18 protein-coding genes and 1 tRNA gene are annotated in these 17,832 nt (G+C 34.2%); 12 read left to right on the forward strand and 7 right to left on the reverse strand.

What is annotated here, in order from left to right; all coding sequences use genetic code 11:
• The first annotated feature begins 341 nt into the window (after positions 1-341).
• Positions 342-821, forward strand: coding sequence for an RNA recognition motif domain-containing protein (locus BM088_RS24970; protein WP_091991350.1), 480 nt, complete (start codon positions 342-344; stop codon positions 819-821).
• On the opposite strand, the gene murI is transcribed toward BM088_RS24970, so the two are convergent.
• On the reverse strand, positions 802-1,578 hold the full coding sequence (murI, locus tag BM088_RS24975) for a glutamate racemase (RefSeq protein ID WP_091991352.1): 777 nt from the start codon (positions 1,576-1,578) through the stop codon (positions 802-804). The two genes, BM088_RS24970 and murI, sit on opposite strands and share 20 nt — an antisense overlap.
• A 50-nt stretch (positions 1,579-1,628) precedes the next feature.
• Positions 1,629-2,765 (reverse strand): DUF5610 domain-containing protein, encoded by a 1,137-nt coding sequence (locus tag BM088_RS24980; protein ID WP_091991355.1) that lies wholly within the window; start codon positions 2,763-2,765, stop codon positions 1,629-1,631.
• 142 nt (positions 2,766-2,907) lie between these two features.
• Here BM088_RS24980 and trmA point away from each other — a divergent pair, with 142 nt between their 5' ends.
• Positions 2,908-4,005, forward strand: a complete 1,098-nt coding sequence (gene trmA / locus BM088_RS24985; RefSeq protein WP_091991357.1) for a tRNA (uridine(54)-C5)-methyltransferase TrmA — start codon at positions 2,908-2,910, stop codon at positions 4,003-4,005.
• 3 nt (positions 4,006-4,008) lie between these two features.
• On the opposite strand, the gene fabR is transcribed toward trmA, so the two are convergent.
• Positions 4,009-4,632, reverse strand: a complete 624-nt coding sequence (gene fabR, locus BM088_RS24990; protein WP_091991359.1) for an HTH-type transcriptional repressor FabR — start codon at positions 4,630-4,632, stop codon at positions 4,009-4,011.
• A gap of 178 nt (positions 4,633-4,810) precedes the next feature.
• On the opposite strand from fabR, the gene BM088_RS24995 reads away from it, so the two are divergent.
• The 3 genes from BM088_RS24995 to BM088_RS25005 all read left to right on the forward strand — a co-directional run bounded on the left by BM088_RS24995 (position 4,811) and on the right by BM088_RS25005 (position 8,956).
• Positions 4,811-5,944: a fatty acid desaturase gene (locus tag BM088_RS24995; protein ID WP_091991362.1), complete on the forward strand. Its 1,134-nt coding sequence runs from the start codon at positions 4,811-4,813 to the stop codon at positions 5,942-5,944.
• Positions 5,945-6,013: 69 nt separating this feature from the next.
• Positions 6,014-7,450 (forward strand): Si-specific NAD(P)(+) transhydrogenase, encoded by a 1,437-nt coding sequence (sthA, locus tag BM088_RS25000; protein ID WP_245763916.1) that lies wholly within the window; start codon positions 6,014-6,016, stop codon positions 7,448-7,450.
• 174 nt (positions 7,451-7,624) lie between these two features.
• Entirely contained in the window at positions 7,625-8,956 is a 1,332-nt protein-coding gene (locus tag BM088_RS25005; protein ID WP_245763917.1) for a TonB family protein, read from the forward strand.
• A gap of 65 nt (positions 8,957-9,021) precedes the next feature.
• Here BM088_RS25005 and hemE read toward each other — a convergent pair whose 3' ends face one another.
• The gene (gene hemE / locus BM088_RS25010) at positions 9,022-10,089 is read right to left on the reverse strand and encodes a uroporphyrinogen decarboxylase (RefSeq protein ID WP_091991368.1); all 1,068 of its coding nucleotides are present in this window, start codon (positions 10,087-10,089) and stop codon (positions 9,022-9,024) included.
• A gap of 379 nt (positions 10,090-10,468) precedes the next feature.
• Here hemE and rsd point away from each other — a divergent pair, with 379 nt between their 5' ends.
• Positions 10,469-10,939, forward strand: coding sequence for a sigma D regulator (rsd, locus tag BM088_RS25015; protein WP_091991371.1), 471 nt, complete (start codon positions 10,469-10,471; stop codon positions 10,937-10,939).
• Positions 10,940-11,037: 98 nt separating this feature from the next.
• Here rsd and fkpA read toward each other — a convergent pair whose 3' ends face one another.
• Complete coding sequence (gene fkpA, locus BM088_RS25020) at positions 11,038-11,808, reverse strand: FKBP-type peptidyl-prolyl cis-trans isomerase (protein ID WP_091991373.1); 771 nt, start codon at positions 11,806-11,808, stop codon at positions 11,038-11,040.
• Positions 11,809-12,084: 276 nt separating this feature from the next.
• Here fkpA and BM088_RS25025 point away from each other — a divergent pair, with 276 nt between their 5' ends.
• Together BM088_RS25025 and BM088_RS25030 are read left to right on the forward strand one after the other, a co-directional pair.
• Complete coding sequence (locus BM088_RS25025; RefSeq protein ID WP_091991376.1) at positions 12,085-13,137, forward strand: WD40 repeat domain-containing protein; 1,053 nt, start codon at positions 12,085-12,087, stop codon at positions 13,135-13,137.
• A gap of 13 nt (positions 13,138-13,150) precedes the next feature.
• A complete protein-coding gene (locus BM088_RS25030; protein ID WP_091991379.1) occupies positions 13,151-13,366 on the forward strand; it encodes a SlyX family protein in 216 nt (71 codons plus the stop codon).
• Here the strand turns inward: BM088_RS25030 and BM088_RS25035 are convergent, their stop codons facing one another.
• Positions 13,367-13,567, reverse strand: a complete 201-nt coding sequence (locus BM088_RS25035) for a YheV family putative zinc ribbon protein (RefSeq protein ID WP_091991382.1) — start codon at positions 13,565-13,567, stop codon at positions 13,367-13,369.
• 106 nt (positions 13,568-13,673) lie between these two features.
• On the opposite strand from BM088_RS25035, the gene BM088_RS25040 reads away from it, so the two are divergent.
• From BM088_RS25040 to BM088_RS25055, 4 genes are all read left to right on the forward strand, one after another.
• The gene (locus BM088_RS25040) at positions 13,674-15,593 is read left to right on the forward strand and encodes an ATP-binding cassette domain-containing protein (RefSeq protein WP_091991385.1); all 1,920 of its coding nucleotides are present in this window, start codon (positions 13,674-13,676) and stop codon (positions 15,591-15,593) included.
• Positions 15,580-16,056 (forward strand): TIGR02444 family protein, encoded by a 477-nt coding sequence (locus BM088_RS25045; protein WP_091991388.1) that lies wholly within the window; start codon positions 15,580-15,582, stop codon positions 16,054-16,056. The genes BM088_RS25040 and BM088_RS25045 overlap by 14 nt, the downstream gene beginning before the upstream one ends.
• Positions 16,057-16,423: 367 nt before the next feature.
• Positions 16,424-17,404, forward strand: a complete 981-nt coding sequence (locus tag BM088_RS25050; RefSeq protein ID WP_091991390.1) for a hydrolase — start codon at positions 16,424-16,426, stop codon at positions 17,402-17,404.
• Positions 17,401-17,628 carry a YheU family protein gene (locus BM088_RS25055; RefSeq protein ID WP_091991393.1) on the forward strand — a complete coding sequence of 76 codons (228 nt, stop codon included), beginning with the start codon at positions 17,401-17,403 and terminating at the stop codon, positions 17,626-17,628. The genes BM088_RS25050 and BM088_RS25055 overlap by 4 nt, the downstream gene beginning before the upstream one ends.
• A gap of 110 nt (positions 17,629-17,738) precedes the next feature.
• On the opposite strand, the gene BM088_RS25060 is transcribed toward BM088_RS25055, so the two are convergent.
• Positions 17,739-17,815, reverse strand: a tRNA-Met gene (locus BM088_RS25060).
• Positions 17,816-17,832: the final 17 nt, after the last annotated feature.

Below are 17,832 nucleotides of genomic sequence, written 5' to 3' on the forward strand. Positions count from 1 at the left end.
AATCGTTAAGTTTTACTTGCCTCGCCAACCTAGCTAACTTGCTACACCCCTTTAAGAATGTTGCTTGCCGTCTGTGTCGGTGGAGGCGCAGTATAGAGAGATTTGGATTGAGCGCAAGTGTTTTTTTAAGAAAAGTTTAAAAAAACCTTTATTCGATGAAAAAACACTCTTAACGTTTGAAATACAAACAACAGTGGCGTTTCATGGCTATTTATAGATAGGTATTTACATAGGTATTTTATAAATTAAGCACAATTATATTGCGAAGTTTAAAGATAAGGTTAAGATAACAGCTACAACGATGTTAATTTAATGTTTAATTTGTGTATTTGGTATAAAAAATGAAATCACCTAATCAAAAATCTATAATCTTTTCTGTTGTTTTGGCTATCATTGGCTTTGTTTTAGCTAAATTTTTATTAGCCAGTTTTTTAACTGACCCTTCAATTACGTTAGCGATTGGTTTGCTTGTTGGCGGCATCATCATTTCATTAATCTCTACAAGTGAAGATGAATCAAAAATTGAAACTAAAACTTTATATGTAGGCAATCTTCCATATCGTGCTAATGAAGGTATTGTTCGTGAGTTATTTGAAGAACACGGTAAAGTTTTCACTGTACGCTTATTAAAAGATAAAAATACAGGTAAACGCCGTGGTTTTGGTTTTGTTGAAATGGCAGCTAAAGATGCAGACACTGCTATTTCTGCTTTAAATGATGCTGAATTTCAACAACGCACTTTAAAAGTAAGGGAAGCAAAACAGAAACAAGAAAGTTCTGACTCTCAATTAAAACCAGAATCTAGAGATCAATCAGTTTAATTAGTTCAACATTAACGATTGAGCTTTTCACAGGGGCCGTTGCGTAATATCGTATCGGCCTTTTTATTTTTCTTATGCCAAACATTGATTTATCAGCTGTCAATAAATCAGAGACTCTATTTGCGATTGCATTTCCTGAGTCAATTAGCTCAACCCCACTTCCTAAGGCTTTATTTAACTCATCTGATAATATTGGGAAATGTGTACAACCTAAGACTAAGCAATCTATTTTTTTTGAAATAGATAATCGTTCAATTTCCAATTTAAATTCATTTTCGTCAAGACCACCAGTCCAAAACTTTTCTTCAGCCAATGCAACTAAGTTAACTGAAGCGTACAAATGTACATCTATATTAGTAGCATGATCATTTATTAAGTTTTTTATATAGCTATTTTTTATCGTTGCAGGGGTTGCAAGTAGTCCTATCTTCTGGGTTTGTGTTTTATTTGCTGCCGGTTTGATTGCAGGAACAACACCAACAATGGGAATGTTAGTATGCTTTCTTAATAAAGCCAAGCTCTGCGTACTGGCCGTATTGCAGGCCACAACTATCAAGTCAATCGGATTAAAATAAGTCTCAACTGTTTTAAGCTTACTTAATAATCTATTATGTAATATCTTCGAGTCAAGCTTACCATACGGCAAATATAGGTTATCCATTAAATAACTATATTGTGCATTAGGAAATGCACTTTGAATATGTGCTAATACTGATGTACCGCCAATACCCGAATCAAAAATAACAATATGCTGCAAATGTAAGGCTCAATATAATAAATGACGTGCTATTGTGCCATAATTAACTTTTATGATGAAACATCATTATTTTGTTGTTTGTTTGATGTAGTTGCATTATCAAATAAAGCAAACTGATCAAACAATGATTGACTATATTGGATAAATTTATCTGCTTGCTCTCTTTCTTGATTTAGCCATTGTAAAATTCCTGACAATTCACTTTCAATAGAAAGTGGTTTTGCTTTTTCATACGCTTGTTGCAACCCATCATTTAAAGGTGCTAATTGTTTTGCTAAACCCAACCCTGGTATATTAGAACGATACTCTTTAACACTTACCAAACTTTCAGTTTGTTGCAAATTCATTGAAAATGCAGCTAATTGAGTTGTGTCCATATTAATTTGACTTGCTTGCTCAAATGCCTCCTCTAATGAACCCGAAAAGAAATCATCACTGACTTTTTGCAAATCGGACATTAACGCATTTATAGCCTCTTGCTCTTCCTCATTTAAATCACCATTTACTTCAAATGAAAAAGAAGCAGAATAAGATTTTGAGTCTTGATAGGCAAAGGACTCTCCATTATTATTCGATTGATAAGCTGAAGCATTTTCATGTTGGTAGTCTGAATTAAAGCTAATTCGAATTTCATCACCTTCTTGAGTTCTAATTGTTAATTCCGCACCATTAGATAAATTATAGCTACTTGCTTGACTGTAATTAGTTTTTGAAGTTTCTGGTTGAAATAAAGACTCTTCGAGTTTATTTAACCCTTCAGACATTAAGTCTGAACTTTTAGCAATACCTTGCTCTATATTTTGAGTCATTAATCCAGCGTCTTCAAGTTCTTTATAGGCTTCACTGATACCGACCTCAATGCCACTTCTAGCCTGACTTAATATATCTTTAATTTCATCATCAGATGCACCTTTACCTTGCGCATTTAAAACGGCACTTTTTACAAAGCCTAAAACATTTTTAGCCACTTTTTCAAAGTCAAATAATGAATCAGTCTCATTTTTTGCTGTTGGTGGCATAGATAGAGAGTGTGACAATTTATCTTGCATCACTTTAGATGCAATTTGATTGTTTTTTGAAAATTGAATTGGATTAGACAACTGAGATTGACTTTGAGTTTTATCACTCTTTTTAAACAGCTGATTAAATAATGCTGCGGGCTGAAACCCAGATGAACCGATTTTCATGACTTGCTCCAATTCAGTGTCTTTATTGCTTATCGGCATATATTGACAATACTAAAGAATGAATATAAAAATAATTAAATTTATATAGACAAACTAATATCACTCCATAAAATAGCGCGACCAGCTCCGACGAGATAAAATAATGGCCATCATTGAAATTGACGAAACCACTTACGATTCACAATTAAGTGAAAAAGAAACCCGTATTCAAAAGCAGTTTGCACATTTTGGTGTAAAAAAGCTTGAAGTTTTCAACTCTGAGCCAAAACATTACCGTCAACGTGCCGAATTTAGAGTATGGCACGAAGGAGATGATTTATTCCACATAATGTTCAATCAAGAAACAAAAGAAAAGATTCGTGTTGAACACTTTGAGCCTGCCGCACCAATTATATATCGCTTAATGCCTCGTTTAATATCGCTATTACAATTCAATGAAATATTAAGACGTAAATTATTTCAGATAGATTACCTATCGACACTTAGTGGTGAAATTTTAGTGAGCTTGTTATATCACAAACCTTTAGAGGAAGAGTGGTTAGCAGCAGTTCAAGAATTAAAAGAAACTTTAAGTAAAGAGTTTAAAATTGACATTATTGGTCGCGCACGAAAACAAAAGGTTTTATTAGGTACTGATTATGTTATTGAAAAGCTAAACGTTGCAGGTAAAGAGATTGTTTATCAGCAAGTTGAAAATAGCTTTACACAGCCTAACGCAAAACTTAATCAAAAAATGCTTGAATGGGCTCTAGATGTCAGTCAAAATTTAAATAATGATTTACTCGAGCTTTATTGTGGTAATGGTAATTTTTCTATTGCATTAGCAAGCGCATTTAAACGTGTTTTAGCTACTGAAATATCTAAGTCGTCAGTTAAATCAGCACAGTTTAATCTTGCAAAAAATAACATTGAAAATGTCGACATCATCAGAATGTCGAGTGAAGAATTTACGCAAGCACTTAATGGTGAGAAAGAATTTAGTCGTTTAAATGGTATTGATTTAGCAAGCTATAATTGCCAAACAATATTAGTCGATCCACCTAGAGCAGGTATGGATGAGAAAACCACAAGCTTAACTCAAAATTATGACAATATTATTTATATCTCTTGCAATCCAGACACCTTAGAAAGAGATTTAACGCAGTTAACCACAACTCATAAAATTGAACGCTTTGCTATATTTGACCAATTTCCATATACCCATCATATTGAGTCAGGTGTATTTTTAACCCGTAAGTAATTTTTATGAACTTTTAGGTGTTGCTTTTTTTCCATATATAGCGGCACCTTTTGCAACATATCTTAATTGCCAGATTAAGCGTTCAACTAATTCATCTTTTTGTTTTTTATCTATATCTAACGCTTCAGCTCCTGCGTTAAAAACCAAAGTCACCATGGCCTCGGCTTGAATATAAGCATGATCAACTTCACAATTTGTTTCACTTTCTAAATAATGTGCCAGCTCTAAAATAAAATGCTTTATTTCTCTGGCAACTGCGCTTCGAAACGCAATAGAAGTCCCTGAGCGCTCTCTTAATAATAATCGAAATTGATTACTTGAGTTTTCAATAAACTCCATAAAAGTAAAAATAGACGTATTAATAACACTCCCTTCACTTTTGATTCTTCTGCGTGCCTGCCTCATTAATTGTCTTAATGTAAGCCCTGCTTCATCAACTAATGTCAAACCTAATTCATTCATATCTTTAAAATGACGATAAAAAGAGGTTGGTGCAATACCCGCCTCACGCGATACTTCTCGCAAGCTCAAATTCGATAGACTATGCTCTGCGCTTAATTGATTAAATGCCGCTTCGATTAATGCTAACCTTGTTCTCTCTTTTTGTTTAGCACGAACACCAGCCATAGTTTCCCCTTAGAAATTAAACTTGTAATTTATCTAGTTAGACAAATGTATTAATAATGAAGTCTAACATATCTACTAAATGAATTCGTTTAACTCAACCTTATACTTGACGAAAAGTAAATAAACGACTATTTTAGCGTACACATGTAAGCTCAGTTTACTTTTACGAAGAAGAGAAATGAAGAAACCACCCTTAATTTGGATTAATGTCCTATTTTTTACATTCACATTCATTGCAGCTATTACTTTAGTTCCTTTATATGGTCTGATGTATGGTTATAGCAATGCGAATTGGTGGGCTTTTATTGCCTGTATGTTTTTTGCTGGACTGTCAATTACCGCAGGTTATCACAGGCTATGGGCGCATAAAACCTATGAAGCACATCCTATATTAGAGTTTATATTTTCAATAGGCGGAGCTTTTGCATTACAAAACAGTGCGCTTCATTGGAGCTCAGATCATAGAATACACCACGGTCAGGTAGATGACCCCATTAAGGATCCTTATGCAGCAACCAACGGGTTTTGGTATAGCCATATAGGCTGGATGCTTCGAAATTATCAAGGTGAAAAATATGGTGATTATAATAATGTAAGAGATTTACAAAAAAATAAAATTGTCATGTGGCAACACAAGCACTACTTTAAACTTTCTTTTTTAGTTAATTTAACCATCCCATTATTGTTGGGGATCATATTCGGCGACTTAATAGGTATGCTATTATTATCAGGTTTATTAAGGCTTGTTTTAAGTCAGCATTTTACTTTTTTTATTAATTCAATAGCTCATATATGGGGAACTCGCCCTTATACGGAATCAAACACAGCAAGAGATAATGGTATTCTGGCTTTTTTCACTTATGGAGAGGGTTATCATAATTATCATCATATTTTTGCCAGTGATTATAGAAATGGTATAAAATGGTATCAGTATGACCCTACAAAATGGATGATAAAATCATTTTCATACTTGGGTCTTACAAAAAAATTAAAAACGATATCAATCGATCGCATAGAAAAAGCGAAAGCTGAAATGCAATTAGCTACAACATCTAGAAAATTAGCACAGCTTACTACAGCACAAGATAAACTAGACTTATTGCAAAAAGAATACGATATATTAATCAAGAAACTACAGCATTACGCAAAATTAAAAAAACAATTGCTTGAAGCTAAAAAAAGTACCATCTTAAAAAAATATGAGAAATTAGCTTTAAATAAACAATATCGAGAATTTGAACTTGCCTGGCAACAACAAAAGCAAGCTTGGATTGATTTAAATATCAAGTTACTCAATACTCGATACAGTTAACCCTAAATAAGTCATGATGAATACTGTTCTGATGGTTTTAGTTTCAAGTAAATAAAATGAGGATCACCAGTGGCAAAACAAAAATCATCTCTGAAGGCAGCAAAAAAAAATACTTATCAATATGATGCTATAATTATAGGTACAGGTCCTGGCGGTGAAGGTACCGCCATGAACCTGGCTAAAAGCAAAAAGCGGGTTGCCGTTATCGAAAAACAAGAATCCGTTGGCGGCGGATGTACCCACTGGGGTACCATACCATCAAAAGCATTACGCCACTCAGTTAGTCGCTTAATTGAATATAACCGAAACCCTCTTTTTAATACCAAAGAGCATAGAAACAAACTGACCTTTCCTGATATTTTAAATCATGCAGGTAATGTTATTTCTAAACAGGTTAATCTAAGAACTAGCTTTTATGATAGAAATAGAATTAGCCTATATCATGGAGAAGCTTCATTTGTTGATCAACACACAATACAAGTTAAGCGACCTGATGGCTCGATTGAACTTTTAACTGCTGAAACAATTGTGATTGCTACAGGCTCTCGCCCGTATCATCCGCCACAACTAGACTTCGATCATAGCCGTGTTTACGACAGTGATACTATTTTAAAACTTAAACACGATCCTAGACATATCATCATTTACGGTGCAGGTGTTATCGGTTGTGAATACGCTTCAATTTTTAGAGGTTTAGGCTCAAAGGTAGATTTAATTAATACCCGAGATCGATTACTTGCATTTATGGATGCAGAAATATCTGATGCACTCAGTTATCACTTTTGGAATAGTGGCATTGTTATTCGTCATAATGAAGATTTTGAAAAAATAGAAGCGAATGACAACTGTGTCATAGTGCATATGCAATCGGGTAAAAAAATGCAAGCTGACTGTATTCTTTTTGCTAATGGCAGAACAGGTAATACAGATACGCTTAATTTAGCATCTGTTGGTTTAGTTGCAGATGGTCGTGGTTTATTAAAAGTAAATGAAAATCAACAAACAGATATAGACAACATCTATGCTGTAGGTGATGTTATTGGGTATCCAAGTTTAGCTAGCGCTGCATTCGATCAAGGCCGCATTGCGGCTGATGCTATCGTTGATGGTCATTGCTCAGCAAAATTAATCAGTGACTTACCAGTCGGTATTTACACTATCCCTGAAATTAGTTCTGTAGGTAAAAATGAACAAGAACTTACTATAGCTAAAATACCTTATGAAGTAGGCCGTGCACAATTTAAACATTTAGCAAGAGCACAGATCGCCGGCACTGAGGTGGGGAGTTTAAAAATATTATTTCATATCGAAACAAAAGAAATATTAGGCATTCACTGTTTTGGTGAAAGAGCGACCGAAATCATTCATATAGGGCAAGCCATCATGGAACAAAAAAATGGCGGCAATAATATTAATTATTTTGTACATACAACATTTAACTACCCCACTATGGCTGAAGCATACCGAGTCGCAGCACTTAATGGTTTGAATCGTTTAATTAAATAACCCAGCATAAAAAAAGTAGGTACTTGCTGTGCCTACTTTTCGATCTACCTCTTGTATCTGTGTAAAATTATTGTAAACTTAATTCCCTAAAAACAATAATAAAAAGGCTGGTGCAAAATTAAAAATTCAACTCGGTTACTATTAACCGCACTATCTCTTTGTTCTACAGGTGTTTTGGCTGATTTTTCATCAGCTAAAAAAGATTTACAAAGTAGCAACTTTGAAACAGCCGCAAAAGAATTTTCTAAATTAGCCCAACGAGGCCATATGAATGCGCAATTTGAATTAGCGCAAATGTATGAAAAAGGTTTAGGTGTAGAGAAAGATATTACCAAAGCATACGCCTGGTATTTAATTGCTGTAGATTTTAATCATCCTGAAGCAAAAGAAAAATACCGCGCTTTAAGGCGCACCATTCCATCAAGAAAAGAAGGCAAAAATGCTTATAAAGAACTAAAAAATCTTTATGGTAACAAACAACATCAAGCGCTTTATTTCCCCGTTCTTAAACGATCTAAATTTTTTCCTGAAAGAGCTAAAATAGTAAACCGTGTAGAGCCTGAATATCCTGAAGACTTAGTGTCATTAAACAGTGCTTGGGTGAGTATTTCTTACAATGTCAATGAAAGTGGCTTAGTTGAAGGCTCCCGCATATTAGCTTCTTTCCCAAAAGGAGCTTTAGATGAATATGCTCTTGCTGCTGTTAATCAATGGCAATATAAACCCCAAGTAAAACGCAATGGCGAACCAGATCGTGTTCATGATCTCATTACTACTTTTAAAATTAAAAGCCAAAGTACAAGAAATCACAAACAATATAAAAAACAACTAGCCCAGTATACTGAAAAATTAAAAGCGCTTGCATTAAAAGGTAATGGTTACGCACAGGCTCGCTTTGCGCTAATGTTAGAACAAGAAGTGATTGATTCATCAGAAAATGAACATATCTCTTGGTATTATAAAGCAGCTGTTAATGGTAACTACGATGCACAATTACGATTAGTGCACTGTTTTGAAAATGGCGAAGGGTGCCAACCTAGTGAAGATAAATCCCATGCGTGGTTGGTTAAAGCTAGTGAAACAGAAAATGCCAGAGCGCAGTTTCAGTTGGCAAGAACTTACTTAAACTATGAAAGTGTACATTACAATATAGAAAAAGCTGCCGAATTATTAAAAAGTGCAACCCTGCACGAATATTTACCTGCAATCGTTGAATATTCAAAACTGCTTGCTTTTTCTGATGAAAAACATATTAGAGATATAAAATCAGCGGTTAAATATGCTGAATTAGCTCGTTCATTAGATGCAACAAATCCAACATTATTATCAGTTTTAGGTGCTGCTTATTCTGAAATGGGACGCGTACAGCAAGGCGATGAATTATTACGTCAAGCCTATGAAGAAGCTAAAAAACGCAATTGGCCAACTGAAAACTATCTTAACTTAATTGAAGGTGGTGAAGCTGCAATGATGGCAAATGGTGCAAGTTTACTTTTAAACCCTTAAATTATTTTCTATCACATATAAAAAAGGTGAGCTTATACTCACCTTTTTTATTATAAATCGTTATATCATGAATGGTAAGGTTTACTTAATTCATGTACCGAGTTGATAAATACGCCTGCGTTTTCTGGTGTTACATCTGGTGTTATACCATGGCCTAAATTAAATACATGACCAGTACCACCATCACCAAACCCATCTAAAATAGTTTTAACTTCTTCTCGAATACGCTCAGGTGAAGCATGCAACATAGCAGGATCCATATTACCTTGTAATGCGACTTTATCACCAATACGACGTTTAGCATCTGCAATATCGATAGTCCAATCCAGCGCTACAGCATCACAGCCTGTTGCAGCGATATCTTCAATCCACATGCCTCCATTTTTAGTAAATAAAGTTACAGGTACTTTGCGACCATCGTTTTCACGAACAAGACCTTTAACGATTTTATCCATATAAGCTAAAGAAAATGCTTTATAATCTCTAGGTGTTAAAATTCCACCCCAAGTATCAAAAATCATTACAGATTGTGCACCTGCTTTGATTTGTGCATTTAGATATAAAATAACAGAATCAGCAAGCTTATCTAATAATAGATGTAACATTTTTGGCTCTGCAAATGCCATCTTTTTTATTTTACCAAAAGTTTTACTACTACCGCCTTCAATCATGTAAGTTGCTAATGTCCAAGGAGAACCAGAGAATCCAATCAAAGGAACTTCACCTTTTAATTCACGACGAATAGTGCGAACTGCATTCATTACATAACCCAATTCTTGCTCGGGATCTGGAATTGGTAAATTAACCACATCTGACATACATTCAATTGTACGTTCAAACTTAGGCCCTTCACCTGTTTCAAAATAAAGACCTAAACCCATCGCATCTGGAATTGTTAAAATATCACTAAATAAAATAGCAGCATCTAAAGGGTAACGACGTAATGGCTGCAATGTTACTTCACAGGCAAACTCTGCATTTTTACATAAACTCATAAAGTCGCCAGCTTCAGCACGTAAAGCACGATATTCTGGCAGATAACGTCCGGCTTGGCGCATCATCCAAACTGGTGTTGCATCAACGGGTTGTTTTAATAAAGCACGTAAATAACGATCGTTTTTCAATTCACTCATGGAAGTCTCTTTTAGCTGATTTATCCCAACATTTACTGTAGTTTATCATTTAGAGCTCAAAGCCTCTATGTGTAAGATCAATGAATATTAAAAGTTATCACACACAAATTGTTGCCATACCGAAAATTATTTGTTATAAACTTGTGTATAAAATAAAAAGAAACTCGTTTAAACGAGTCTATAAGAGAACTTGAGCCACCTACGCTTAGTAAATAAGCGGGTGGTTTTTTCTTTATATAATGATGAAAAAACAGAATAACAATAAAGCTAAAGTAATCAATAATTTACACTTAATTGTGAAGTTATTATTAAAAATAGGTTGATCTTTTGCCTATATTTCATTCTTATAGAGGTATAGTAAAGAGAAGGGAGAATTATTATGCTTACACAACTGGAAAAAGCACAGCAAGAATGGGGAGGTTCTCATTCTGTGATTGACTCTTGGCTAGAAGAGCGTCAAGAGCTATTAGTTTTATATTGTAAGTTAGTAGGATTACCTCCTTTTGACCGCAATGATCAAGCTCTACCAGAACAGGCTCATATACAAAAATTTTGTCAAATCCTGATGGATTATTTATCTGCGGGTCACTTTGAAATTTATAATGATATTGCAAAAGCCTGTGAAGAAAAGGGTGAGCAAAGCTTAGCGTTAGCACAATCACTTTATCCTAAAATTTCAGAATCTACCGACACAGCTTTAGCATTTAATGATAAATATGCTGAAATCAAAAAAGACAGTTTATTGCCTGATTTTGATGCAGAGTTATCTAAATTAGGTGAAATATTAGAACAAAGATTTGAATATGAAGACGAACTTATTGACAATTTGTATTCAAATCACAGTTCATAACCTGATAACATCTAAATCAGACATAAAAAAAGCGAGAGTTAACTCGCTTTTTTTATGTCTGATAAAATAACTATTCAACAAGTTATTTTATCATTTTTTTATTCGCTTGCAGATACTTCTTTTGCAGCTTCAGGTTGTTCAATTTCTAATAATTCAACTTCAAATACTAACGTAGAATTAGCAGGAATTTTTCCTAAATCACGTTCACCATACGCAAGCTCAGAAGGAATTGTAAATTTAAACTTAGAACCAACATTCATTAATTGAACACCTTCAGTCCAACCTTTAATAACACGATTTAATGGAAAAGTTGCCGGTTCATTACGACTGTAAGAACTATCAAACTCAGTACCGTCAATTAACGTACCTTTATAGTGAACTTTTACAATGTCAGTTTCAGCAGGTTTAGTGCCTTTACCCGTAGTCAAAACTTGATACTGAAGGCCTGATTCAGTTGTAGTAACGCCTTCTAACTTACTGTTTTCAGCAAGAAATTTAATACCGTCAGCTTTACTTGCTTCTGCAGCTACTTTTGCCGCTTCTGTTTTTTTAGCGTTAACTGATTTATCTAGTTCAGTTAATACTTCTTTAATTTTAGCTTCATCAAGTTTAGAATTTCCTGCAAGTGCGTCTCTAAAACCCTGAATTAAAAGTTCTTGCTCTAAAGCAAAACCTAATTTATTTTTATCTGCTAAATCTTTATTTAGAAAAACACCAACAGATGCGCCAATTCCGTAAGCTTGTTGTTGTGCTGGGGTTTCTAATTTAACTTCAGCAACAACTTCTTTTTTTGGTGCTGCTTCTTGATTACAAGCTGTAAGTGCCAAAATAGAGGCTGCAAGTAGTGATAATTTCATTGTTTTTTTCATCTTTGTCTCCGGCAGTGAAAGTTGCCATTTTCATATAATTTAACTAATTTTAATTAACGGCTAACTAATATATTTAAATACTTCAAAAATGTAAATTCTAGAAAGTAGTATGCTTTAATATAAATAGTATTTCTCATCTTATTTATTTTAATTGACGAGAATTAAAGCTACTTGCACAATAAGTTTTACAAACGCATTGTGAAAGTAGCCTAAAGCCAAATCGCTCCATTAGTCTAACCTCTAGCTCAAGAAGAGTTAAGGAAAAACATACCTAATATGACCACTAATCGATTTTTATTTCACTTACTTTTAATATTTTTATTAACTTCATGTAGCTCAGATGAACTCTTGCCTAAAAATGCTGTTGAACACGCTGTTGAAGGAGCCTATGACGCCAGTATCTCTGATGATGCAAATTACAGTTTAGTTTCTTCAATGCATCATGGTATTGCATTATGGGATCTCAAAGAGAATGCATTAAAATACCAATGGAGTCACCTCAAGGATAAAGAAAATCAAAAGCTCACTTCAAAATCGGACTTAGATGAATGGTTAGTACAAAGCAACCCAGGTAATTTAGTGCTTGCAGCAGATATCTCATTTGATAGTCGAAATGCCGTAACAGCAGATAAACATAATTTTGCGCTATGGAATATTTTTAATGGAGAAAATATTGGTTTTTGGAAAGTTAAAAACTCTAATATCAGAGATATCGCACTCAGCAATCAAGGCCGATATATTCTATATGGGAAAAGCAATGGCATTGCAGTACATATAAATGTGATCAATGGGAATCGAATTGAGTTTTTAGGACATCAAGAAAAAATAAACGCAGTAGATCTCTCCCCCAATGGTTTTTACGCCCTAACAGGTTCTAATGATTATGTGGCATATTTATGGGATACTCGCTCAGGCCAAGTGATCCACAGATTTAACCACTCAAGCCGTGTAACACAAGTTAAATTAGATCCAAAAGGTCGATTTGCATTTACTGCTGATAGTAAAAAACAGGCCCGTATTTGGAATTTACAAACTGGAGAAATGATCTCAAATTTGCAATACCTAAGCCGGCAACAGATTTTCAGTGCTGTACGCTTTAGTGACGACGGTACCTTACTTGCGACAGGTGCGCCGTCCAGAAAACTGACCTTATGGGATATAAAAACAGGAAAACAATTAAAAAAATGGCAGGTATCTCCACGAAAAGGTTCTCGCCCTAAATCAGCAGTCGTGTATGATGTCGCTTTTACAAAAGATGGCAAGTCACTTATCACTGAAAGTTCAAGTGGTTTAAGTGAGACCTGGACCATTCCTAAAAATCTAAAATGAGCATTTTTATACTATGAGCACATTAGAAAACAGAGTGAATGAATTGGAAGCTAAAATAGCCTTTCAAGATGAAACAATTGAAATTTTAAATGATGAATTAAAAACCCATCAAAAATTAATTTCTAAAATACAAAGACAAACAGAGTTACTTGCTGAAAAAGTAAAGGAATCTCAAAGTTCAGATTTTGGCTCAGAGCAACAGATCGAACCACCACCACCTCATTACTAATTATTCAGGATTAAATACGCCAATAACTTGCTCAAATTGGCGGGTTGAAGCCTGAACGGCTTCTTTTGGCTGTGTCATCGTATGATGACATTGCACACATTCTACTTTTTCAACATCATTTTCTTTGTAAAGCATCATGGTATCCATAGCTTTACATTCAGGGCACGTTGCACCCGCAATAAAACGCTTTTTCTGTTTCATTTTTAATTTACTCTCATATTTAGCTGTTGGTATTTTACTCCTTATTTCATAAGTCTGATATACTGAGCGCCATTTTTTATGCTTTATTAAGAGTTATTACTGCAACATGATCCAAATTACCCAACTAGAGCTACTACGCGGCGGTAAAAGCCTATTAAAAGATGCCAGTGCAACTTTATATCCAAAACATAAAGTTGGTCTAGTGGGGGCAAACGGGTGCGGTAAGTCAAGCTTATTTGCTCTATTACAAGCTAAATTACATGCTGATGCTGGTGATTGTTTAATTCCAAAAGATTGGGAAATATCATCTGTAAAGCAAGAAACACCAGCTTTAGAAATATCAGCTTTAGAATATGTATTACAAGGCCATAAAAAATATTACGTATTACATACCGCTTTAGCTGAAGCTGAACAAAGTGGAGATGGCGAACAGCAAGCTAAAATACACCTACAGCTTGAAATTGTAGGTGGTTATGGCATCGAATCTAAAGCAGGTGAGTTATTACATGGTTTAGGGTTTAGTAATGAGCAGCTCGTATTACCGGTGAGTTCATTTTCAGGTGGCTGGAGAATGCGACTTAATTTAGCACAGGCTCTGATCCACCCTTCTGATTTGTTGCTATTAGATGAACCCACCAATCACTTGGATTTAGATGCAGTATATTGGTTGGAGCGCTTTTTAAAATCTTATACTGGTACCTTGGTATTAATATCACATGATAGAGAATTCTTAGATGCTGTGATCGATGAAATTTGGCAAATTTCCAATCAAAAAATTAATGTCTATAAAGGGCATTATTCTCAATTTGAACGTCAAAAAGCCGAAAGGTTAGCACAACAACAAGCGAGTTATGAAAAACAACAAGAACAAATTGCACATTTAGAAAAATTTATCACTCGCTTTAAAGCAAAAGCAACCAAAGCAAAGCAAGCACAAAGTAGAGTAAAAGCAATTGAACGAATGGAAAAACTCGCGCCGGCTCATGTAGATTCACCATTTAATTTTGATTTTTCAGAGCCAACGGCATTACCTAATCCTTTATTAACATTAGATAAAGCAAAAGCAGGTTATGGTGATATTACTATATTAGATAATATTAAACTAAATTTGGTTCCTGGTAGCAGGATTGCATTATTAGGTCGTAATGGTGCAGGTAAATCAACACTGATAAAGTTATTGTCTGGTGATTTAAATCCACAAAGTGGTGAAGTATTTCAACATAAAGGATTAAATATAGGCTATTTTGCTCAACATCAATTAGAATCTCTAGATTTAAATGCCAGTGCTATTTTACATTTACAGCGCATTAATCCAAAAGCAACAGAGCAAAGTTTACGTGATTTTTTAGGGGGATTTGCATTCATAGGCGATCAAGCAACTTCTCCTGTAGCCCCTTTTTCAGGCGGTGAAAAAGCTCGTCTCGTATTAGCGATGTTAGTTTACCAAAAACCAAACTTATTATTACTTGATGAGCCAACTAACCACCTAGATTTAGAAATGCGCCACGCACTAGTTATGGCATTGCAAGGTTTTGAAGGTGCAATGGTGACAGTATCCCATGATCGACATTTGTTAAAAAATACCGCTGATGAATTTTATTTAGTTGATAGTGGTACTGTGACACCATTTGGTTATGAAATTGAAGAATATTATCAATGGTTAATGAATGCTAAAAAAGATAGCTCTACAGAAGAAAGGAATGAACAAACAGACTCTGATAATAAAATTATTAACCGTAAAGAACAAAAACGCCTCGAAGCTGAATTTAGAAAATCCGTCCAACCAATAAAAAAATTAATTATATCTCTTGAAAAGAAACTAGATAAACTCACAATTGAACAAGAAGAAATTGAAAGTGCTCTGGCCGATAACGATTTATATCAAGCTGAGAACAAAGGTAAATTGAATAAATTACTAGACCAACAAGCCAAATGCATACCTGAACTCAATAATATTGAAGAGCAATTGTTAGAGCAATTAGAGCTATTAGAAGAAAAAGAGTCAACTTTTAATGACTTCACCTAACAAGACAAAAACTGTCGATATAAGTGCTGAAGGTTTTTGGCACTTTTCTTGTGAAGAATACGCACAAAACAAATATTACTCCAAAGGTAAACAATCATTTAATTTACTGGAATTACAAAATAAATTTGGCAAAAATGTCAATATTTGCCTATTAATGCTGTATCTAGATAAGTTTCAAATAAAATCGAATCAAGAAGTATTATTAAAATTAATACAAACTATTACACACTTTGATACCACATACCTTTTACCTTTAAGAATGTTAAGAAAAAAATTAAAAAGCCAATATGATGATATTGAACTCTATAAATCGATAAGATCAAAACTGCTCGATGCAGAACTATTAATGGAAAAACATCAACAATCACAGCTCATTGTTACACTCAAAAATTATTCTTTAACACATAATGACTTAGTTGATAATTTAAGTTTTTACTTAAATTTTAATGAAAAACTGATCTAAATCAAATGCACAGCTGGCATTGCGTTCAAATCTGATTGAACTTGATCTAAATCATAATTTGCTAAAGCACTATCCCCTACTCTTATCTCATTCACAGATAAGGGGAATAACCATGTCAGTATTTTTTAGAGATTTTTTTAGCGATCCAGTTCTATTTTTATCTTTCGGTTTCCTTACTACTGTTATAGGAATTTGTATTTTCTTTGCATTCTTTTTTATGAAGAAAATCAATGAAGCAACACCCCCAGTAAAAAATTAAGCACGACGCACTAAAGGACCATTTCAGGTTTATCTGGATTGGTCCTTTATATCTTTATTATTTACAGTTAAACTCATTTAGTCTTTTGTTAATCTTATATTAAATTTAATGAGCAGTCACTTTCGCCCCGCTTGGTGGATGGTAAATAAACACGTTCAAACAATTTTACCCAGATTTTTTCGCCCTAAGCTGAAACTTAATTACCAATTAGAATCTCTCTCTACGCCCGATCAAGACTTCATTGAACTTGCTTGGAGCTCTCCTATCGCAGAAAATAACGCTAAACCACTCGCTATCATTTTTCATGGTTTAGAAGGCAATATTCATAGTTTTTATGCTAAAGGCATGATGAAATCTCTTAAAGATAACGGCTTTGATGTTGTTTTGATGCATTTTAGAAATTGTTCTGACACGCCAAATAAAACAGCTCGCGCTTACCATAGTGGTGAAACAGCAGATGCACGTTTTTTAATTGAACATCTAAAACAAAAGTTTCCGAAGAAACAATTAGTTGCAGTAGGCTTCTCCCTTGGTGGTAATATGCTCAGTAAATATCTGGGGGAATTTCAGGTTGATAGTAAACTTGACGCTGCTGCCGTCGTTTCAGCCCCCTTTGATTTAGCTTCATCTTGTCAAGTGATCCAACAAAGCCTAGGGAAGCTTTATCAAAAATATTTACTCGACAAATTAAAGTATTCCACAGCTCGAAAAGAAGCTTTAATTCAACCTATATTAGGCTTAAGTAAAAAAAATATTAAAGATATTCCTAACTTATGGGAGTTTGATGATAAGGTAACGGCACCACTTCATGGATTTGAAAATGCAAAAGATTATTATAATAAAGCAAGCAGTAAAGCTTATTTAATAAAAATTAAAACACCCACTTTAATAATTCATTCAATAGATGATCCTATGCTATCGGTTAAATCTATTCCTAATGAAACACATATAAGTAACCAAGTTGAACTAGAAATTACTAAAAAGGGTGGTCATGTTGGTTTTATTACTGGTAAAAATCCACTTAAGCCTATATTTTGGCTTGAACATCGAATTCCTAAATATTTTAAAAAGCAGCTAAATATAAAATGATAATTCCATTTAATGATCTTCCGGTCGCTACACTAAATAATTTAATAGAAAGTTTTATATTACGCGAAGGCACGGACTATGGTGAAAATGAGTTTAGTTTAGATGAAAAAATAGCACATATAAAACGACAACTAAAACAAGGTATTGTTGTTATTGTTTATTCACAGTTGCATGAGAGTGTTAATATTATGCCAGCAAATACTTTTTCAAAAGATGAGATATAATTAATTTTAATCGAGGAAAATAATCAAAATGATAAAGATATTAAAATTATTTAATAAAATAGATTTGAGGTTTATAATTGATAGAATTTAAATGACCAAAATTTAAAATTTGGTTGCGGGAGCCGGATTTGAACCGACGACCTTCGGGTTATGAGCCCGACGAGCTACCAGGCTGCTCCATCCCGCGCCTGAATTGTGTATGTA

The organism is Pseudoalteromonas denitrificans DSM 6059 (assembly GCF_900112265.1).
GTDB classification, from domain to species: domain Bacteria; phylum Pseudomonadota; class Gammaproteobacteria; order Enterobacterales; family Alteromonadaceae; genus Pseudoalteromonas; species Pseudoalteromonas denitrificans.